General features: G+C 65.7%; 18 protein-coding genes. 8 read left to right on the forward strand and 10 right to left on the reverse strand.

The genetic code is table 11. The annotated features are described in order from the left end of the window. Nucleotides 1-74: 74 nt before the first annotated feature. From AC3WLY_RS03495 to AC3WLY_RS03505, 3 genes are all read right to left on the reverse strand, one after another. Entirely contained in the window at nt 75-731 is a 657-nt protein-coding gene (locus AC3WLY_RS03495; protein WP_047903702.1) for a CoA transferase subunit B, read from the reverse strand. A 13-nt stretch (nt 732-744) separates the two neighbouring features. Further along, a complete protein-coding gene (locus AC3WLY_RS03500) occupies nt 745-1461 on the reverse strand; it encodes a 3-oxoacid CoA-transferase subunit A (RefSeq protein ID WP_310130217.1) in 717 nt (238 codons plus the stop codon). Between the two features lie 142 nt (nt 1462-1603). Beyond that, nucleotides 1604-2836, reverse strand: coding sequence for a 4-hydroxybenzoate 3-monooxygenase (locus tag AC3WLY_RS03505; RefSeq protein WP_492309148.1), 1233 nt, complete (start codon nt 2834-2836; stop codon nt 1604-1606). Between the two features lie 116 nt (nt 2837-2952). On the opposite strand from AC3WLY_RS03505, the gene AC3WLY_RS03510 reads away from it, so the two are divergent. The 3 genes from AC3WLY_RS03510 to AC3WLY_RS03520 all read left to right on the forward strand — a co-directional run bounded on the left by AC3WLY_RS03510 (nt 2953) and on the right by AC3WLY_RS03520 (nt 5410). Then, nucleotides 2953-3879 (forward strand): LysR family transcriptional regulator, encoded by a 927-nt coding sequence (locus AC3WLY_RS03510; protein WP_425130436.1) that lies wholly within the window; start codon nt 2953-2955, stop codon nt 3877-3879. A 98-nt stretch (nt 3880-3977) separates the two neighbouring features. After that, nucleotides 3978-4607: a GTP cyclohydrolase I FolE gene (gene folE, locus AC3WLY_RS03515; RefSeq protein ID WP_034181462.1), complete on the forward strand. Its 630-nt coding sequence runs from the start codon at nt 3978-3980 to the stop codon at nt 4605-4607. After that, nucleotides 4607-5410: an SDR family oxidoreductase gene (locus AC3WLY_RS03520; protein ID WP_175959830.1), complete on the forward strand. Its 804-nt coding sequence runs from the start codon at nt 4607-4609 to the stop codon at nt 5408-5410. Before folE ends, AC3WLY_RS03520 begins: the two co-directional genes overlap by 1 nt. A gap of 36 nt (nt 5411-5446) precedes the next feature. Here the strand turns inward: AC3WLY_RS03520 and epsC are convergent, their stop codons facing one another. Further along, nucleotides 5447-6367: a serine O-acetyltransferase EpsC gene (epsC, locus tag AC3WLY_RS03525; RefSeq protein ID WP_175959831.1), complete on the reverse strand. Its 921-nt coding sequence runs from the start codon at nt 6365-6367 to the stop codon at nt 5447-5449. Nucleotides 6368-6506: 139 nt separating this feature from the next. Beyond that, nucleotides 6507-6740 (reverse strand): hypothetical protein, encoded by a 234-nt coding sequence (locus tag AC3WLY_RS03530; protein WP_034181465.1) that lies wholly within the window; start codon nt 6738-6740, stop codon nt 6507-6509. 278 nt (nt 6741-7018) lie between these two features. On the opposite strand from AC3WLY_RS03530, the gene AC3WLY_RS03535 reads away from it, so the two are divergent. From AC3WLY_RS03535 to fnr, 3 genes are all read left to right on the forward strand, one after another. Next, complete coding sequence (locus AC3WLY_RS03535) at nt 7019-7429, forward strand: DUF3005 domain-containing protein (RefSeq protein ID WP_175959832.1); 411 nt, start codon at nt 7019-7021, stop codon at nt 7427-7429. Between the two features lie 598 nt (nt 7430-8027). Next, on the forward strand, nt 8028-8495 hold the full coding sequence (locus tag AC3WLY_RS03540) for a universal stress protein (protein WP_425130409.1): 468 nt from the start codon (nt 8028-8030) through the stop codon (nt 8493-8495). A 103-nt stretch (nt 8496-8598) separates the two neighbouring features. After that, complete coding sequence (gene fnr / locus AC3WLY_RS03545; protein ID WP_039344517.1) at nt 8599-9345, forward strand: fumarate/nitrate reduction transcriptional regulator Fnr; 747 nt, start codon at nt 8599-8601, stop codon at nt 9343-9345. A 48-nt stretch (nt 9346-9393) separates the two neighbouring features. Here the strand turns inward: fnr and AC3WLY_RS03550 are convergent, their stop codons facing one another. Continuing rightward, a complete protein-coding gene (locus AC3WLY_RS03550; protein ID WP_174416869.1) occupies nt 9394-10287 on the reverse strand; it encodes a LysR family transcriptional regulator ArgP in 894 nt (297 codons plus the stop codon). A 109-nt stretch (nt 10288-10396) separates the two neighbouring features. On the opposite strand from AC3WLY_RS03550, the gene AC3WLY_RS03555 reads away from it, so the two are divergent. Beyond that, complete coding sequence (locus AC3WLY_RS03555) at nt 10397-11017, forward strand: LysE/ArgO family amino acid transporter (RefSeq protein ID WP_492309147.1); 621 nt, start codon at nt 10397-10399, stop codon at nt 11015-11017. Between the two features lie 81 nt (nt 11018-11098). On the opposite strand, the gene AC3WLY_RS03560 is transcribed toward AC3WLY_RS03555, so the two are convergent. The 4 genes from AC3WLY_RS03560 to AC3WLY_RS03575 form a co-directional block, all read right to left on the reverse strand. Continuing rightward, a complete protein-coding gene (locus AC3WLY_RS03560; RefSeq protein WP_175959836.1) occupies nt 11099-12844 on the reverse strand; it encodes a T6SS phospholipase effector Tle1-like catalytic domain-containing protein in 1746 nt (581 codons plus the stop codon). Nucleotides 12845-12880: 36 nt separating this feature from the next. Next, nucleotides 12881-13564, reverse strand: a complete 684-nt coding sequence (locus AC3WLY_RS03565) for a DUF3304 domain-containing protein (protein ID WP_244137246.1) — start codon at nt 13562-13564, stop codon at nt 12881-12883. An 85-nt stretch (nt 13565-13649) separates the two neighbouring features. Further along, nucleotides 13650-14561, reverse strand: a complete 912-nt coding sequence (locus tag AC3WLY_RS03570) for a DUF4123 domain-containing protein (protein WP_492309146.1) — start codon at nt 14559-14561, stop codon at nt 13650-13652. Nucleotides 14562-14574: 13 nt separating this feature from the next. After that, the gene (locus AC3WLY_RS03575; protein ID WP_175959838.1) at nt 14575-17079 is read right to left on the reverse strand and encodes a type VI secretion system Vgr family protein; all 2505 of its coding nucleotides are present in this window, start codon (nt 17077-17079) and stop codon (nt 14575-14577) included. Nucleotides 17080-17437: 358 nt separating this feature from the next. Here AC3WLY_RS03575 and AC3WLY_RS03580 point away from each other — a divergent pair, with 358 nt between their 5' ends. Further along, nucleotides 17438-18385 (forward strand): aldo/keto reductase, encoded by a 948-nt coding sequence (locus AC3WLY_RS03580; protein ID WP_492309145.1) that lies wholly within the window; start codon nt 17438-17440, stop codon nt 18383-18385. The last annotated feature ends 249 nt before the right edge of the window (nt 18386-18634 follow it).

Here is an 18634-nt window from a genome sequence, read left to right on the forward strand (position 1 = left end):
GAAACGGCGTGCGCCTATTGTCCACCCAAGCGCGCCGGCGTGCGCTCGATCGCGCGCGCCGGCACGCCTGCGGTTCAGGCAGCGGCCTTTTGCGTCGCGTCGATCAGCGGCACGCCGGTCAGCTTCTGCAGTTCGTCGAACGACAGGTCGGTGAAGATCTCGCTCACCGCGAGGCCGTCGGCCGTCACGTCGAGCACGGCGAGATCCGTATAGATACGGCTCACGCATTGCACGCCGGTGACCGGATACGAGCACTGCGCGACGATCTTGCTTTCGCCCTGCTTCGTCAGGTGCTCCATCATCACGAACACCTGCTTCGCGCCGATCGCGAGGTCCATCGCGCCGCCGACGGCAGGAATCGCATCGGGTGCGCCCGTATGCCAGTTCGCGAGATCGCCGTTCGCGGACACCTGGAACGCGCCGAGCACGCAATAGTCGAGGTGGCCGCCGCGCATCATCGCGAACGAATCGGCGTGGTGAAAATACGCGCCGCCGGTGAGCAGCGTCACGTGCTGCTTGCCGGCGTTGATCAGTTCATCGTCTTCTGCGCCCGGCGCGGGCGCGGGGCCCATGCCGAGCAGGCCGTTCTCGCTGTGCAGGAAGATTTCCTTGCTCGGGTCGAGGTGGTTCGCCACCAGCGTCGGCACGCCGATGCCGAGGTTCACGTACGCGCCTTCGGGGATGTCCTGCGCGACGCGCTTGGCCATTTCATCGCGGGTCAGTCGTTTCATCTGGATATCTCCCTCAAGCGGCTTGCGATGCAGCGTGTTCGGCGGCCAGCTCGGCCGCATGGGCGGCCTGCGGCACCTCGACGATGCGCTGTACGAAAATGCCCGGCGTCACGATGTGTTCCGGGTTCAGCGCGCCGAGCGGCACGACTTCCGACACCTGCACGATCGCGACCTTCGCGGCGCTGGCCATGATCGGCCCGAAGTTGCGCGCGGTCTTGCGATACACGAGATTGCCCCAGCGATCGCCCTTGTACGCCTTCACGAGCGCGAAATCGGCGTGGATCGGCGTCTCGAACACATACGGCTTGCCGTCGATCACGCGCGTTTCCTTGCCTTCCGCGAGCTTGGTGCCATAACCCGTCGGCGTGAAGAAGCCGCCGATGCCGGCGCCCGCCGCGCGGATGCGCTCCGCGAGATTGCCCTGCGGCACGAGCTCCAGCTCGATCTCGCCCGCGCGGTACAGCGCGTCGAACACCTGCGAGTCGCTCTGGCGCGGGAACGAGCAGATGATCTTGCGCACCTGTTTCGCCTTGAGCAGCGCCGCCAGGCCCGTCTCACCGTTGCCCGCGTTGTTGTTGACGATCGTCAGGTCGCGCGCGCCCTGTTCGATCAGCGCGTCGATCAGCTCGGACGGCATGCCGGCCGTGCCGAAGCCGCCGATCATGATTGTCGCGCCATCGTGGACGTCGGCAACCGCCGACTGAAGCGATTCGAAAATCTTGTTGACCATGTCTCTTCCTGATACGAACCCGCGGCACGATGCGCGGCCTGTCGAGGGGACACGCGCGTGCCGCGTGCCGCGCCGGGCCGATTTCGACCCCGGCATTTGTTCGCTATTCGAACCTAGATTCGATTAGCGAACGATGGGCCGATCATAGAGTCGCGCACAGCGCGTTGTCAAGGCGGGTTGCCTCGGGGGTCACTGCATCGTCGAACGGCAGCCCGACGTAGTTTTCGGCGAGCGACTGCGCGGCGGCCCGCGAGCGCGTCACGTATTTCAGTTCGGCAAACTTCAGGCGATTGACGAACGGCGAATCCTCCGGCGACGAATGCAGCATGTTCGTCATGAAGTACGAGAAGTGCTCGGCGCGCCATACGCGCTCGAGGCAGGTCGCCGTATACGTGTCGAGCGGCGTCGCATCGCCCGTCCGGTAGCGCGCGCCGAGCGCGCGGGACAGCGCGCGGACGTCGGCGACCGCAAGGTTCATCCCCTTCGCGCCGGTCGGCGGCACGATGTGCGCGGCGTCGCCGGCGAGGAACAGCCGGCCGTGCTGCATCGTCTCCGACACGAAGCTGCGCATCGGCGTCACGCTTTTCTGCGTGATCCGGCCCTCGGTCGGCGTCCAGCCCGTGTCGTTCGAGAAGCGCGTGTGCAGTTCGTCCCAGATCCGCGCGTCGGACCATTCGGCGAGGTTTTCGTCGGGCTTGCATTGCAGGTACAGGCGCGTGACGGTCGGCGAGCGCATCGAGAACAGCGCGAAGCCGTTGTCGTGATGCGCGTACACCAGTTCGTCGAGCGACGGCGCCGCGTCGGCGAGGACGCCGAGCCACGCGAACGGGTAGACGCGCTCGAACGTGTTCAGCCGCTCGGCCGGGATCGTCTGGCGCGCGATGCCGTGGAAGCCGTCGCAGCCGGCGATGTAGTCGCAGTCGATGCGGTCCGCGCGGCCGTCCGCGTGCTTGAACGTGACGAACGGGTGTTCGCCTTCGACGTCGTGCAGCGCGACGTCGCTGACTTCGAAGTGCATCGGGTGGCCGTGCTCGACGCCGGCCGCGATCAGGTCGCGCACGACTTCATGCTGGCTGTAGACGGTGATCGCGCGCCCGCCGGTCAGCTCGGACAGATCGATGCGGTGGCGCTGCCCGGAGAACAGCAGCTCGATGCCGTGATGCTCGAGCCCTTCGCGGCGCATCCGGTCGCCGAGGCCGGCTTCGTTCAGCGTATCGACCGTGCCCTGCTCCAGCACGCCGGCACGGATGCGGTTCTCGCAGTATTCGCGCGAACGCGCTTCGACGAGGATGGAATCGACGCCTTGCAGGCGCAGCAGATGGGAAAGCAGAAGGCCGGCCGGACCGGCGCCGATGATCGCGACTTGGGTGCGCATTGTTCGTCTCCAGAACATTAATTCGAATCGTGGAACACATTTGAGCGCTTTCCCGACTATGCGGCAACGCGATTCAGGAGATATGTTGTATACGTTTTGAAGATATTGGCCCGATGATGGATTCGCTCGATCTGAACCTCATTCCCTACCTCGTCGCGCTCGACGACACGCGCAACGTGAGCCGCGCCGGCGACCTGCTCGGCGTGAGCCAGCCGCGCGTGAGCACGGCGCTCGGCCGGCTGCGCGAGTATTTCGGCGATCCGCTGTTCGTGCGCACGTCGCGCGGGATGGAGCCGACGCCGCGCGCGCTCGCGCTGCTGCCGGCCGCACGCGACGCGCTCGCGCAGATCGAGCGCGGCCTCGTCGCGCCGCACGACTTCGATCCGGCCGCGAGCACCCATACGTTCTCGATCGCGCTGTCGGACGTCGGCGAGATCGTGTTCCTGCCAAAGCTGCTGCAGTCATTCGCGACGCGCGCGCCGCACGCAAACCTGCGTTCGGTCTCGCTCGCGCACGACGAAGTCGGACGCGGCCTCGAAGCCGGGTCGATCGATCTCGCGGTCGGCTACTTCCCCGATCTGGACGGCAACAACTTCTTCCAGCAACGGTTGTTCACGCACCGGTTCGTGTGCCTGATGCGCCGCGGCCATCCGCTCGAACAGACGCCGCCGTTCACGGTCGAGCAGTTTCTCGCGTGCGGGCACGCGGTGGTGCGCGCCGAAGGGCGCAGCCAGGAAGTGCTCGAGAAATACCTGGCGAAGCAGCGCATGCAGCGCCGCGCGGTGCTCGAGACGCCGCACTTCATGAGCCTGCCGTTCATCCTGAGCCGCACCGACCTGATCGCGACGGTGCCGCATGCGATCGGCTATGCGTATGCAGCCGAGCATGCGTTCATCGTGCCCGTCGAGCCGCCGCTCGCGCTGCCGCGCTTCGACCTGAAGCAGCACTGGCATCGCAAGTACCACAACGATCCGCGCACCGCGTGGCTGCGCGGCGTCGTCGCGTCGCTGTTCAACGACGAGCAGGACGAATGGCCGAAGTGAGCGCCAGGGCCTGTTCGCGCTAGCACGCACGACCCGCGAAAGCATGAAACAATTGCCGGATATCGGCCGCCGCAGGCGGCCTTCGATGGAGCCACTACATGGGTAAAAAATCCGCACGGCCCGAGCAGGCCGCATCCCGGCCGAGCCGCGAAGAAGCAGAGGCCGCCGTTCGCGTGCTGTTGCGCTGGGCCGGCGACGATCCCGCACGCGAAGGCCTGGTCGACACGCCCGCGCGCGTCGTGCGCGCGTACGAGCAGTTCTTCGCCGGCTATGCGGTGGAGCCGCGCGACATCCTCGCGCGCACGTTCAGCGAAGTCGACGGCTACGACGAGATGATCGTGCTGAAGGACATCCGCTTCGAGAGCTACTGCGAGCACCACATGGTGCCGATCATCGGCCGCGCGCACGTCGCGTATCTGCCTAACCATCGCGTGGTCGGCATCTCGAAGCTCGCGCGCCTCGTCGACGCGTTCGCGAAGCGCCTGCAGATCCAGGAAAAGATGACCGTGCAGATCGCCGATACGCTGTTCGACGTGCTGCAGCCGAAGGGCGTCGGCGTGATCCTCGAAGCCGCGCACCAGTGCATCTCGACGCGCGGCGTGCACAAGCCGGGCGTCGAGATGGTCACGTCGCGCATGCTCGGTTCGTTCCGCACCGATCCGTCGACGCGGCGCGAATTCCTGTCGATCGTCGCCAATCCTTCTTCAGTCAACCTGACGAATACGTAATGGAGTCGACGAAGCAAACGGCGCATGCGCCCGTCGTGCTCGTGACCGGCGCCGCGCGCCGGGCCGGGCGCGCGTTCGCCGAGTATTTCGCCGCACACGGCTATCGCACCGCGGTGCACTACGATCGTTCGGCCGATGCCGCAAACGCGGCGGCCCGCGCGATCGCCGAGCGCGGGCACGATTCGGTCGCGCTGCAGGCCGACCTGTCTGATGCCGCGCAGATCACCGCGCTGATCGACCAGGTGTATGCGCGCTTCGGGCGCCTCGACGTGCTCGTCAACAACGCGTCGGTGTTCTGGCAGGACCATTTCCCGAGCTTCGATCTCGCGGCATTCGACCAGGCATGGGCCGTCAACTGCCGCGCGCCGATCCTGCTCACGCGCGCATTCTACGAACGGGCGCGCGCCGCCGGCACGCAGGGTGTCGTCGTGAATGTGGTCGACCAGAAGATCAAGGAAAACTTTCACCGCGACCATTTCAGCTACACGGTCGCAAAGGCCGCGCTCGGCAACCTCACGCAGATGCTCGCGCTGTCATGCGCACCCGTGCTGCGCGTGAACGCGGTATTCCCGGGGCTGATGCTGCCGAGCGACGACCAGACGCAGGCCGACTTCGAACACGCGAGCCGCGCATCGACGCCGCTCGCGCGCATCGCAGGCCCCGACGACGTCGCGAGCGCGATCCTGCTGCTGACGGGCAACGCCTACAACGGCGTGGATTTCGTGGTGGATGCGGGGCAGAACCTGATCCGCGTCGACCAGGACGTGCTGTACAAGCACCGCTCGCCCGCCGGCAAGCACTGATGCACGCGCAGCGGCGGCCGGCGGCCGCGCGCCGCGTTACGGCTTGTCGGCGCTGCCGCCTTCGCGGGCCCTGGTCTGCGCGACGCTCGTGCCGGGCGGCACGCTGTGCGTAAGCCACACGTTGCCGCCGATCACCGAGCCGCGCCCGATCGTCACACGGCCGAGAATCGTCGCACCCGCATAGATCACCACGTCGTCCTCGACGATCGGGTGCCGTGCGTTGCCCTTGACCAGCGCACCTTCGCCATCGGCAGGGAAGCTCTTCGCGCCGAGCGTGACGGCCTGGTACAAGCGCACGCGCTCGCCGATGATCGCCGTCTCGCCGATCACGACACCGGTGCCATGATCGATGAAGAAGCTCGGGCCGATCTGCGCGCCGGGGTGGATGTCGATGCCGGTGGCCGAGTGGGCGATTTCATTGATGAAGCGCGCGAGCAGCGGCACGCCGAGCTGGTGCAGCGCGTGCGCGAGCCGGTGGTGCATCATCGCCAGCACGCCCGGATAGCACAGCAGGATCTCGGTGATGTGCTGCGCGGCCGGATCGCCTGCGTACGCGGCCTGGATGTCGCTGACGAGCAGCGCGCGGACCGCCGGCAACTGCCGGCCGAACTCGCGCGCGATCTCGAACGCGCGCTCGTCGAGTTCCGCGAACGGCGTGTCCGCATGCTCGGGCAGGAACGGCAGCGCGCGGCGAATCTGCTCGCACAGCACGCGCAGCGTGCTTTCGAGCGTGTGGCCGACGTAGTAGTCGACGCTTTCGTCGGTGAGATCCGGCGCGCCGTAATGCGTCGGAAACATCGACGCGCGCAGGCCGGTCACAATCTTGCAGATCGCATCGCGGGACGGCAGTTCGCGGATGCCGCGCGGATGGCGCGTGCGATGGAGTTCCTCGCGCGACTCGCGCAAGCCGGCTACGATTTCTTCGAGGCCCCACTGACGGACGGGTGATGTCGACATATGCAAATGCAGGCGGCCGCGCTCGGTCGCACGGCCGCTAATAAAGTGACGGGTTCCGCAAGATTACCGCGTTTTTTGTCCGGGAGCGGCACACCGGGGGATCGGCCGGACGGCCGACGATGCAGGAAACGCGATGGCGTCAGATCACGATGCTGCTCGCGTCGATCCAGCGCACGGCCCAGTCGCGCGCGTGCGCGATCGCGGCGCCTTCGTCGTTGAACTGGAGCTCGGTCGGGAAAAAACGGTTCGCAACCAACTCCCCGTCGCTCGATCGGGAGATCACGACGTAGGGCTTGAACGAACCGTCACTGGCGCGCGCGGGCGCGCAATTCAACAGATAACCGCGGTGCGTGAAGGCAGTAGTCGCTTGCATGAATCCGCCACCTCTAGTCCCTTGCTTTGTTGTTCACTACCCGTCTTTAAGGGTGCTGCGGCGCCCCGGCGCGGGCAGAGGCGGCGAGATCGAATCCCCTGTCGCCGCTTCGCAGGAAAAGAATCATACTCTGTAGAAAACGCGTCTTCTAGCTGAAATAAATCATGACAAATCAGTGCGCGTCGCGCGACCGCGGCGGTCGCCCGCGCGCCTTTTCCCGTCGAACCCGGAACGGGATTTGCTTCGATCCGAAGCGCTTCGCCGCCAGGAGAGCCGTGATGGAATCATCCGGTCAAACAGGTCGTTTGCATCCGCACAGCGTCGAGCTCGACAACGACAACACCCACGACAGCACGGTCGACACCGACGGCAAGAACCGCGAGGCGTGGCTTCTCGCCGGCGGCGGGCCGATCTCGCCCGACCAGATCACGGGCAGCAACGCGTCGCTCGTCGATTCGATGCCCGAAGCCGGCGACGGCCTCGCCGGTTTCGACAGCCGCGCCGGCGGCAACCATCCGGCGTTCGCGCTGCGCGCGGGCTACGTGATGATCGAGAAAGGCTTCGCCGCGCCGTCGCCCGCGGACGATGCGCAGTTCGGCCCCGTCCACCGGATGTACGGCAGCGCGTACTGGCCCGGCCACGGACGGCGGCCGGAACGCGTGATCGAGTTGACGGCCGTACCGAGGTAGCCGGCGCGGCGTTTGAATCGATCGTTCGTTTGCGGATCGGCATCGGTCGACGATCGATGCCGGCGGATTGGCGCGCGCGACGAGTGCGCAAGCGAACGATTCCGCGCGCCGGCATCGGCGGTTTTATGCATGCCGCGAATCGCGCCGACGCACATGCGTTGATCGAAGTCATGTCGAAACGGCGCGGTTGCGATTGAATGACGATGCGCGCGGTTCATCGGCGCGGCTGTTGCACCGTGTCGGTGCGGCATGCACGCGCCGCGATGCGTGCACCTGTGCAACGCGCGATTCCGATACCCGCGCATCCGTTCCCGGCGACGATGCGGTCTTCATCCACCATCGCTCGGAACCGGCTGTCGCGAGCCGCGCGGCGGCCACGCGAACGACGGATGCGACGCAGCCATGCGATACGCGCCGCGCAGTGCGGCATGCATCGCGTGCATGGCCGTGCGCCGCGGCGCCGGAGGCGCTGCTGTAGCGCGGCAGGACAGGCACCACACTGCGAAGTCCCCGCCATTGGTTTACCCTGCCTCGCAGCATTGTTCAGACTGATCGGCCATCCGGCCGACTTCGTTTCAACCCGCCACTCGGAGACACTATGTACAAGCGTATTCTGGTTGCCGTCGACGGCAGCAACACGTCCCGCCATGCGTTCGATGCCGCGCTGGCGCTCGCGAAAGCACACGGCGCCGAGCTGCAACCGTTCTACGTCGTCGAGAACGCCGAGATCTACTACAACGTGCCGGGCTACGATCCGTCCGTGCTGCGCGATCAGCTCGTCGCGCAAGGCAACGAGCTCGCAAAGGATTTCACGAAGCTGATGCAGGCAGCGGGCGTGAAAGGCGATACGAAGCTGGCCGAAGCGACGTCGCTCAACGATGTGTCGCAGTTGATCCTCGAGGGCGCGAAGGCGTTCGGCGCCGATCTGCTCGTGCTCGGCACGCACGGCCGCCGCGGGTTCCGCCGTCTCGTGCTCGGCAGCATCGCCGAACAATGCGTGCGGCACGCGACGCTGCCCGTGCTGCTGATTCCGGCCGCCGCCAACACGGACGAGCAAGCCGCATGAACGGCGTTCGGCATCCGCGGCCGGTCGCGACGTTTTGTCACCCGACAGCGACAACTTGCGGTGGGACAATGATTCAGTCGATTCAATGCCGGAGTAAACGATCATGCTGACGCCCGTCGCCACACGTCCCGCCGCCACGCCTCATGCCGGCAGCTGGGCTCCTCGCCAGGCCGCGCACTGCTCGTCGTGCGCAATGCGGCACCTGTGCATGCCGCAGGGCCTGGCGCCCGAAGCGCTCAGCCGCCTCGAATCGGTCATCTGCGCGGCGCGCCCCGTCAAGCGCGGCGAAGCGCTGTTCCGCGAAGGCGACGCATTCGACAACCTGTACGCGGTGCGCTCGGGTTCGCTGAAAACCGTCGCCACGCGCCACGACGGCCGCGAACAGGTCACGGGCCTGCATCTCGCGGGCGAAGCGCTCGGCCTCGACGGCATCTGCGACGACACGCATCCGCGCACCGCGGTCGCGCTCGAAGACAGCTCCGTCTGCGTGATTCCGTACAGCGCGCTGAAGGCGCTGTGCTCGGAAGCCGGCTCGATGCAGTTGCGCATGCACAAGCTGATGAGCGAACAGATCGTGCGCGAAACGTCGCAGACGATGCTGCTCGGTTCGCTGAATGCCGAAGAACGTGTCGCCGCGTTCCTGCTCGACGTATCGTCGCGCTACCTGAAGCGCGGTTACTCGCCGTCGGAATTCAACCTGCGGATGACACGCGAAGACATCGGCAGCTACCTCGGCATGACGCTCGAAACGGTCAGCCGCACGTTGTCCAAGTTCCAGAAGCGCGGCCTGATCGAAATGCAGGGCCGTCATGTGCAGATCATCGACTTCGACGGCCTGCATCACGTCTGATCCCGCACGGCGCGCGCATCTCGCGCGCCGCCCGCGTGACGTTACCGATCAGTCGAGAAACAGCGCGGCGCGCGCCTTCAGCGCCGCGCTGAAATCGTCGAGCCAGCCGATCGACAGACGCCAGCTCTGCCAGTAAAGATCGATGTCGACAGTGCGCCCGCGCGACATGTCGACCAGTTCGCCCGCCGCCAGTTGCCGGTCGACCATCCGGTCCGGGCACATCCCCCACCCCAATCCCGTTTCGCATGCGCGCAGATAGCCCGCGACGTGCGGTATCCAGTGCTGCGGCGGATCGAGATCCGCGCGCGTCACGCGCCGGATGAAACGCGCCTGCAGCCCGTCCTTCGGATTGAACATCACGCACGGCGCACGGCGCAGCGCATCGCGCGTGATGCCCGCACTGAAATAGCGTTCGTAAAACGCCGGCGAGCACACCGCGCGATAGCGGATACGCCCGAGCCGCTCCGACCGGCATCCCTGGATCGGCTCGGCCTGCGCGGTCACGGCGCCCTGCACGCTGCCGTCGCGGATGCGCGCCGCCGTGTAGTCCTGGTCGTCGATCACGAGGTCGAGCAACGTTTCGCGCTCCGTGCAGAACGGCCCGACCGCGTCGATGAACCACGTCGCGACGCTGTCGTCGTTGACGGCCACGCGCAACATCGGCCATGCGCTCGCAATCTGGCCCGGCAGCGCCGGCATCCGGCCGCCAAGCTCGGCCTCGAGCAGTTGCACGCGCTCGGTATGCCGGCACAGCAGTGCGCCCGACGTCGTCGCGACGCACGGCTGCCCGCGCTTGACCAGCACGCTGCCGACGCGCTCCTCCAGCAGCTTCACGCGCTGCGACACCGCCGACGGCGTGACGTTCAGCTCCTTGGCCGCACGCTCGAACGAGCCGTACCGGATCACGGCTGCGAGGGCATCGAGCAGGGCGTAGTCGAGCATTAGATTTCCTTAATCTGCATTAGGTGAATTAGCTTCTCTTATTCTCATGCTGACCGCAGACTAGCGCTACACGATTCATCCGTCTACTGCTTCTACTGCTGTCACCACCATGAACTGGCTCGCTTTTTCCCACGGCGCCGCACTGTGCGCGTCGCTCATCGTCACCATCGGCGCGCAGAACGCGTTCGCGCTCCGCCAAGGCATCATGCGCTCGCATGTCGGCAAGATCGTGCTGCTGTGCGCGCTGTCCGACATGATCCTGATCGGCGCCGGCGTCGGCGGCGCATCGGTGCTCGTCGAGCGTTATCCGACGTTCGTCCACGCGGTGCTGTATGTCGGCCTCGCGTATCTCGCGTGGTTCGGCATCAACGCGCTGCGCCGCGCGTTCAAGCCGGGCCACGCAACGCTCGACGTGCGCGGCGACGCGGTCGCGCCGCCGCCGCAGAGCGGGCTCGCGATCGTGCTGATGACGCTCGCGTTCACGTGGCTCAACCCGCACGTATATCTCGACACGTTCCTGCTGATCGGCACGGCCGGCGCGCGCGAGCCGGAAGGCGCGCGGCTCGCGTTCGCGATCGGCGCGATGGCGGTCAGCGTCGTGTGGTTTCTCGGGCTTGGTTACGGTGCGCGATTGCTGGCGCCATGGTTCCGCAAGGCCGTTGCGTGGCGCGTGCTGGATGGCGCGATCGGCAGCATGGTGCTGTTTCTCGCGGCCGTGCAGTTGCGCTGAGATTGGGAGCGTCGCGGCAGATCCGGTCTGCCGCGACGTCAGGTCGTCCGCTCGCGGTTGCGAACGGTGTCGCGTGCGGCGTCAGGCCGTCGACGTCGCATCGGGCAGCGCATCGCCGCCGACCGCCGCGGGTTGGTTGCTGGCGAGCTGCGGCTCGCCGACCGCCGTCGGGTCCGCCTGCTTGGCCGGATCGGCCTTGGCCACTTGCGTGGCGGCCTGCTCGGCCTTGTCGCCTTCGTAACGCCAGTATAGGAACTTCTTGCCGCGCTTTCCCATGAAGTACTGGCGGTTGACCGTCCAGCGGCTCGACTCGGCAAAGCCGACGTGACCGTCTTCCATCTGCTTCTTGAAACCGGCAATCGAATCGTGCACATAACGATCGAAGAACAGGTCGAACGTCGCACGCGCTGCCTGGTCGATGCCGCCCAGCCAGTTTCCCGTGACCCTGACGGCCGCGTCAATGGCTTTCTCCTGATCCGAAACAGATACAGTCAGATATCCGCCATTGGCATGACGGAGGCGATCCGTATCTTCATTCCACTCGCTATCGGTAATGGCCATGTAGGAATTCACGCCGCCCGGCGGCTTCAGCCGGCCATCGTGCAGGCGTCGGCTGCGGCTGGCGCGCCACTGGTAGTAGCGGTTCATGTGCCAGATGACCTGCGGTTCGAGCCGGCCGCTGTTCGGCGCCACGCCCGCGCGCTTTTCGTTGCCCTGGCCCATGTACACGTTCCAGGCTGCCTCCAGATCCTTGGAAATCTCGAACAGTTGTCCCGCGTTCGCCATCACCTCTTGCGGCGAACGGAACGGTACGCCGGCCTTCCATGCCTCGATATAGAGGTTGTTCAACGCGACGTTGGCCAACTCGTTGGTGCGCCCTTCCTGGTAGTTGCGCTCGTAACCGCCGCCCACATCCGAGTGCATGCCGGGGTAGTACACCTCGCGGCAGTTCCCCGGAACCATCTGGTCCTCCCGCACCGAGTCGCCGGGGAATTTCTCCCGGACTTCCTGCGAAGCCACATAGTGAACGCACTGCCGCACATAGCCCGGAATGCGGATATCGTTCGCCCACTCCGCGTGACCACCTTTGTCGATATAGCGCAATACGCCACCGGCAATCGTCCCCAGAACCGGCCCGAGGACAGGCTGAACGAGGACAGGTGCATTCTTCTCAAGGCGGCTGCCACCGAAGCCCGTCGACGACACCGTATCCAGAATTCCCAGGAAATAGACAACCACTTCGGGGCGGTGCCCCTTCATGTTCTTCTTGTTCCACCAGATCCGCCCACCGATATTCTCGGTGAGCTGCTCGGTCAGCATGCGGACGAAAGCGCGCGCTTCGGTCGCGCCGCGCGAGAAGCCGAATACGGCCACGTTGATCTGGCTTACGGCCGGCATGTATCTGGTCACGTGCCGGTCGAGTTCGTTGAGCATCCAGCGGATGCGCAACTCGCCTTTGCTCGCAGCAGCCATACCGAGCGCGTTGTCGAGACCTTTACCCGTATCTCCCACCTTGCTGCACGGTGTGCCAACGCCCTCTACATAGTTGCGGACAGTACGAGGGAACACGTCGTCTTCCGCATGCGCAAACTGCCAGAGCTTGGCGATGTTGCTGTACTTGGTCCGGTTGACGTCCGTCGAACCTCCGCCATCGACGCCATAGTTGTTACCCGTTCCATCGAAAAACGCCGTAAACCAGACCGGTTTCGGACACTCCTTGCACTGCTCGATCAGCATCGGATCGAGCGCCTCCCGGTTGGCGCTTCGAATGGCGTCCTCGACAGGTGTGATATCGGTGATACGTCGGATGATGGGGGGATTGCTCATGGCAGTTATGCTCCTGTTCCGGCAATGCGCCCGGCGTCAATTCCACTGCGCGGGTTTCTTGCGTCCGTAGAACGGATTGGGAATTTCCTTCAGGCACGCGCGCCCCGTCAGCTTCGACTGCTCGTCGCGCCGGGAAAGCTCGACCTTGGTCGGCGCACGACCCAAGCTGAAATCCATGTCCCCATCGACACGTCCGTCCGGAAAGAAATGCAGCAGCACGTTGCCATCCTTGTCCTTGATCGGCGGACGCGTGATCGTGATTTCGCCCTCGCACCACGCCATCCCCGGCTGGGTTTCGCGATGCGTGTATTCGTCGTAATTCGGGGATGACACTTCCATCGCGCGCTTGTCGACCACGCGCTCCCACCACACCTTGAACCTCTTCGGTGTTTTCCAGCGGAAATCCCATGCGAGACTGGGCCGCGACCCCTTGCCTCCGCTCCAGTAGTTCTGCGTGCGCGGCGTCGCCCGCGCGCCGTCGACACTCGCGGCATCGTCCAGGTTGCTCTGGTCCAACGGCAGCAGATAGACCCGGTAAATGTCATAGTCTGAATAGTTGTACGAGCCCGCCTTGATGATCTCGTAGTTCGGATCATTCCATTTTGCGGTCTCGCCGGTTCCGAGACTTTCCGAGCCGCTCTCGGCCTTGCTGCATCCGGCTGTGAAGAAAGCCAGGACCGACAGCAGCGTGATCCAACGGTGTTTCGTTCTCGACATCATTTTTCTCTCATGACATTCATTTGGTTGCGCATAACGCCCGCAGGACAAACCTGAATCGATCGATTGCATCCGCTGCGCGCGCCCGTCACCCCGCCGCTTCCTGTATCCACTGCCAGCCTTCCGCCGGCACAAGCGCCAGCGCCTGCGGAAAGTCCTGCCCTTGCGCCACCGCGTCGAACACGGCGGCCATCGCCGGATGCTCGTCGAAGCGCGGGCCGTACCGCAGCGCCAGTTCGCAATAGATCAGTAGCGACGCCGCGCTTTCAGCGCCATGTGCCTGGCATCGCGCGAGTTGATCGCGCACGAAACCGTAGTGCTGCGCGGCCGGCAACGACGCCAGCAGCGCGGGCTTCTCGGCGCGCAGCCGCTCGAGCATCGTGTACGGATAGCAGGCGGCCAACAGGCCGTCCTCCTGAGCCTGGGACAACTGAAGCGGAAACTCAGCGGCGTCCTTGACGTTGGCAGGCGCAGCGATTTCCGCCGTCCGGATCTGCAGTTCGGTATCCAGATGAATCCAGTGCCGCACGCTCTGCGCCAGATACGCGCGATGCGCCGCGGGCAGCATGTCGAGCCAGAACGGCAGCACGCGCGGATCGAAAAAGCGCATCAGCATCGCGCTCTCCATCTGCTCGAGCTGAACATCCACCATCGGCGCGAGACGCACGGCCAGTTGCGTGAGCGTCAGCGGCGAAACGATCACGCTCGCTGCCGACCATGGGATGCTGCGCGGATCGGTCGCGTCCGCCGCGCCGGCACCGTCGGCACTATTAGCGGCAGGCTGCCATTCGAACAGCAGTGGCCCGACGACCCGCGCATCGTCGTCAGCGTTGTCGAGCAGCGATGCCGCGACAAACGCCGGCCACGGCGCTTTTTCGTCATCCGGCAAGGTATCCAGCAACGCGCCGTCGATCAGTACATAAGCACGCAGCCCATCCTGCGACGACAGCGCGGCCCGCAGCGCATCGGCCGCCTGCGCGGCCATCGGGTCATTCGTCATTCGGCGCCCTGTCTCAAGCCTTGGCCGCGAACGGCGACGCCATCGACGCCGCATTGACCATGCACGGCGCGCACGCCGTGCCCGGGAACGCCCGCGCGGGCACCGGCAGGCTGTCCGGCCCGATGAACGTATGCGACGCGGCATGTGCGGTCCATTCGCCCTTGGTCCCATGGACGATGCCGCTGCCGCTCCAGCGCGTATAGCTGGTGCCGCCATTGATCAGGACTTCTTCCTTTGCGGTGATGGTGATGCGGTTCGCGTCGACCTTCACGTCCAGCTTGGCCAGCACGTTGATGCTGTCCTTCAGCGCCTGGATGTCGATGTCGGCAGCAGCGGCAACGAGCCGGATGCCCTTCTCGAATGCGGCGACGCGCACCGCCTCCTTCGCGCTGACCAGCATGCTCTTTCCCGCGCCGATGCTCGTGTGGGCACCGCTCGTCAGCGCGACGTGCTGATCGCTCGCGACGTGGGTCGACCCTGCCGTCGTGGCCAGGATGCCCGCCGGGCTGGCGAGCGCCAGGAACGGCTGCGAGAACTCCGGAAACTCTCCCTGCTGCGGATTGCCGCCGCTGCCCTTGAGGCCGTCATTCTGCGTCCTGAGCGCCTGATGAACGGCATCCTGGTCGCCGGATTCCTGCGCCTTCACGTCATGCGCGGAACTCGACAGCGATTCGTGCAGGTCATGCGCCGCCTCGAGGCGAGCAACGGTCTCGCCGATGTCCGTCGCATGGGCACGCGCATCGTAGCGCGCTTCGCTGGTCACCAGCAGGCCCTTGGCTGCCCGTACGGCACCATGCGCGTCGGTCCGCAACTCGAAACCGCGCGCGCGCTGATCGGTGCGCCCCTGCGTATTGTCGATGCGGACGTTATGTCCCAGTGTCAGTTCGCTGGCGTCGATATCGCTGCGCAGCTTCAGCTGGAGCTGTTGCGGTGTGTCATCGAGCAGCACGTGATTCGAACGACCGCCCGCCGCATTGCCGCCGTCTCCCGACAGCTCGCGGCTGCGCAGCCCCGTCAGCACCTGCTGGTCCGGAAGCACCCACGGCGGCATCCGTTCCGCGTTGTACGTGGTGCCCGACACGACGGGCCGGTCGGGATTGCCGTCGAGGCACATCACGAGCACCTCGCTACCCACGCGGGGATGCGCGATCATGCCCTTCTCGCCGCCCGCCCAGCCGGCGGCCACGCGAATCCGCGCGCTGGTCTGCGCCGCGCGATCCCAGTGGTACACGACGCAGACCCGGCCGTATTCGTCGACGTCGACGCTGCCGGCGCCCTTCGCGCCCGCGACTGTCGCGGTTTGCGGCGCAAGCACCCGCACGGGTTCGCTGTTGAACCCGCGGCCCGGACGCCATGGCGTATGCCGATGGCCCGCGACGAAGCGGTTGCGATATTCGGGCTTGCCGTCGGCCTGCAGATAATTGTTCGCCGCCTCGTGACGGGCCTCGAGAATCAGGTACCGGTGGTCCTCCGGGCTGCCCGACGACGTGCTGAAGTGGTCAGACAACTGGAACCAGCGTCCGGGCAGGATGCCGTGATGGTTGCCGGCCGCGTCGAAGCGCGACGCCGCAGCCTCGATCTCTTCCATCCGCACGCGTGCCAGCGCATCGCCGGAACGCGTTTCCTTCACGAAACCGTAGTGCCCCACGTATTCGTGGTGCTCGACCTGCGGCGCGACACCCGGCGGATGAAGCGTCGGTATCTGCGCATTGGCGGCACGCGGCGCCTTGAAGTCGAACGCCGTCGCGCTGTAACTGCCCGCGGCCAGCGACCGCACCGCGGACCATTGCGAAATGGCATCCGCGGCCATCGGGCCGTCGTGCGTCTGGAAACGGATCTCCTGCGAGCGACCGTCGACCGCCGGGCACTGTACCGTGCTGTCGTCGCCGACGATCAGCTTCACCCCCGTCTCGTCGTGCTCCCACCAGTACAGGAACCCGACGGCTTCCAGATGGCGGACGATGTAGTTCCAGTCGCTTTCGCCGAGCCCCCCGCCCTGAACGTTCATGGTGCGCGCAGGATCGTCGCCGCGCACGCGCCACTCCCAGGACGGCGCGAGCCCCTGGTAATCGGCGAGCAGCGTGCCGATCTGCTGCTGAAGCGATTGTCCGAGGAACAGGCGGTTGTTCACGCGTGTCCGCAGGAAGTGGCTCCACGGGCGCAGCACCGCGCGATATTCCGCGATCGAATCGTCGTTGCGGACGAGCGAAAACTCCGTGCAATAACCCGTGAAATGGCGAAGGCTGCCGTCCGGGCGCACCATCGACACCGCGAGTAGCTTGCCCAGCATGTCGGCCAGCGTGACGCCCGCCTCGCCGGACAGCAGCGTCAGTTCGAACGTGAAGTCGATCCCGAGCCCCTCGTGCGCGACGAGACGCTCGGCGACCAGCCGCGCCGGACGATGCCGGCCATACGAGTCGGTGACGGAAGGTGCGTCGTCGTAAGGAAAAGACAGCGCAAGCAAGCGCTTGTCTTGCAGGAAAAACGGGGCTCGAATGAATGCCGCTAGGTCAGCCATGACCGCCTCAGAATGATTTTTTTCGTTCGTATGGCAGCGGCCCGCTGCCTCCCTTAATTTTGGGATGAAAGGATATCGTAGACGACGGCTCACGACAACGCTGACGCGCTACGTCAATTCCCGAGTCCGGCGCGGCAGATCGGTAATAAATACGGAATCCCGATGCATGCCGAGCGGCGTTCGAACGGACAACGTCTCCATGACGACATCGCCTTGTGCGACATCCCGGCGCGCGGCCGTGAAACACACCGGTTTGCGCGCTGACGGCGGAACCTCGTGATGCGCTTCGCCGTCTCAACGCGACCGGCTTCATCTCGCGCAATTCAATCCCATCACCTCTCAGTACTCGGGGAGAAACATGGCACTACGCACTCTCGGCACGTCGAACATCCAGGTTTCGCCGCTCGCGTTCGGCGGCAACGTCTTCGGCTGGACCGTCGACGAAAACGCATCGTTTTCGCTGCTCGACGCGCTCGCCGACACCGGCATCAACTTCATCGACACGGCCGACGTCTATTCGGCCTGGGCGCCCGGCAACAGCGGCGGCGAATCGGAAACGATCATCGGCAAGTGGCTCAAGCGTTCCGGCAAGCGCGAGCAGGTCGTGATCGCGACCAAGGTCGGCCTGCTTTCGACACGCGCGGGCCTGACGAAAGACAACATCCTGCAAGCCGCCGACGATTCGCTGCGCCGCCTGCAGACCGACTACATCGACCTGTATTTCTCGCACCGCGACCTCGCCGATACGGCCCCGCTCGAGGAAACGCTCGGCGCGTACCAGACGCTGATCGACTCGGGCAAGGTGCGCATCATCGGTGCATCGAACTACAGCGGCGCGCGCCTGCGCGAAGCCGCCGACATCAGCAAGCGCGACGGCCTGCCCGCGTACCAGGTCATCCAGCCCGAGTACAACCTGATCGACCGCGCCGACTACGAACGCGATCTCGAGCCGGTCGTGCGCGACCTGAAGCTTGGCGTCGTCAACTACTACGCGCTCGCGAGCGGTTTCCTGTCGGGCAAGTACCGCAGCGAGGCCGATCTGAAGAAGAGCGTGCGCGGCGATCGCGTCGCCGGCTATCTCGACGAACGCGGCCTGCGCATTCTCGCGGCACTCGATGCCGTGTCGGCGAAGCACGGCACGCAGCCGGCCGCGATCACGCTCGCGTGGCAGATCGCGCGGCCGACGATCACCGCGCCGATCGCGAGCGCGACGTCGCTCGCGCAGCTCGAATTGCTCGGCGAAGCGATCCGCATCCGGCTCGATCAGGACGACATCCGCCAGATCGACGAGGCCAGCGCAACCTGAAGTCGGGGGCCGCAGGCCGGCGGTACCTGTCGGCAGCGCGTGGCGATACGCGCGCTACGTAGCCGAAAATCGCACTCGCGTTTTGACTCGCACGGCCGCTTCCGTTGACCCAGCCGGACATCGATCGCACGTCCGGCCGCAACGCCCCGCTGCAAGCGCGTCGCACACCGGCCCCGGTCTTTCACGGATTGACCGCGACATTCGACGTGCCCGAGACTGCGCCGCTCGGGCGGTCATTGGGAGAACGTC

This window comes from Burkholderia sp. FW306-1C-G01B, assembly GCF_058781685.1.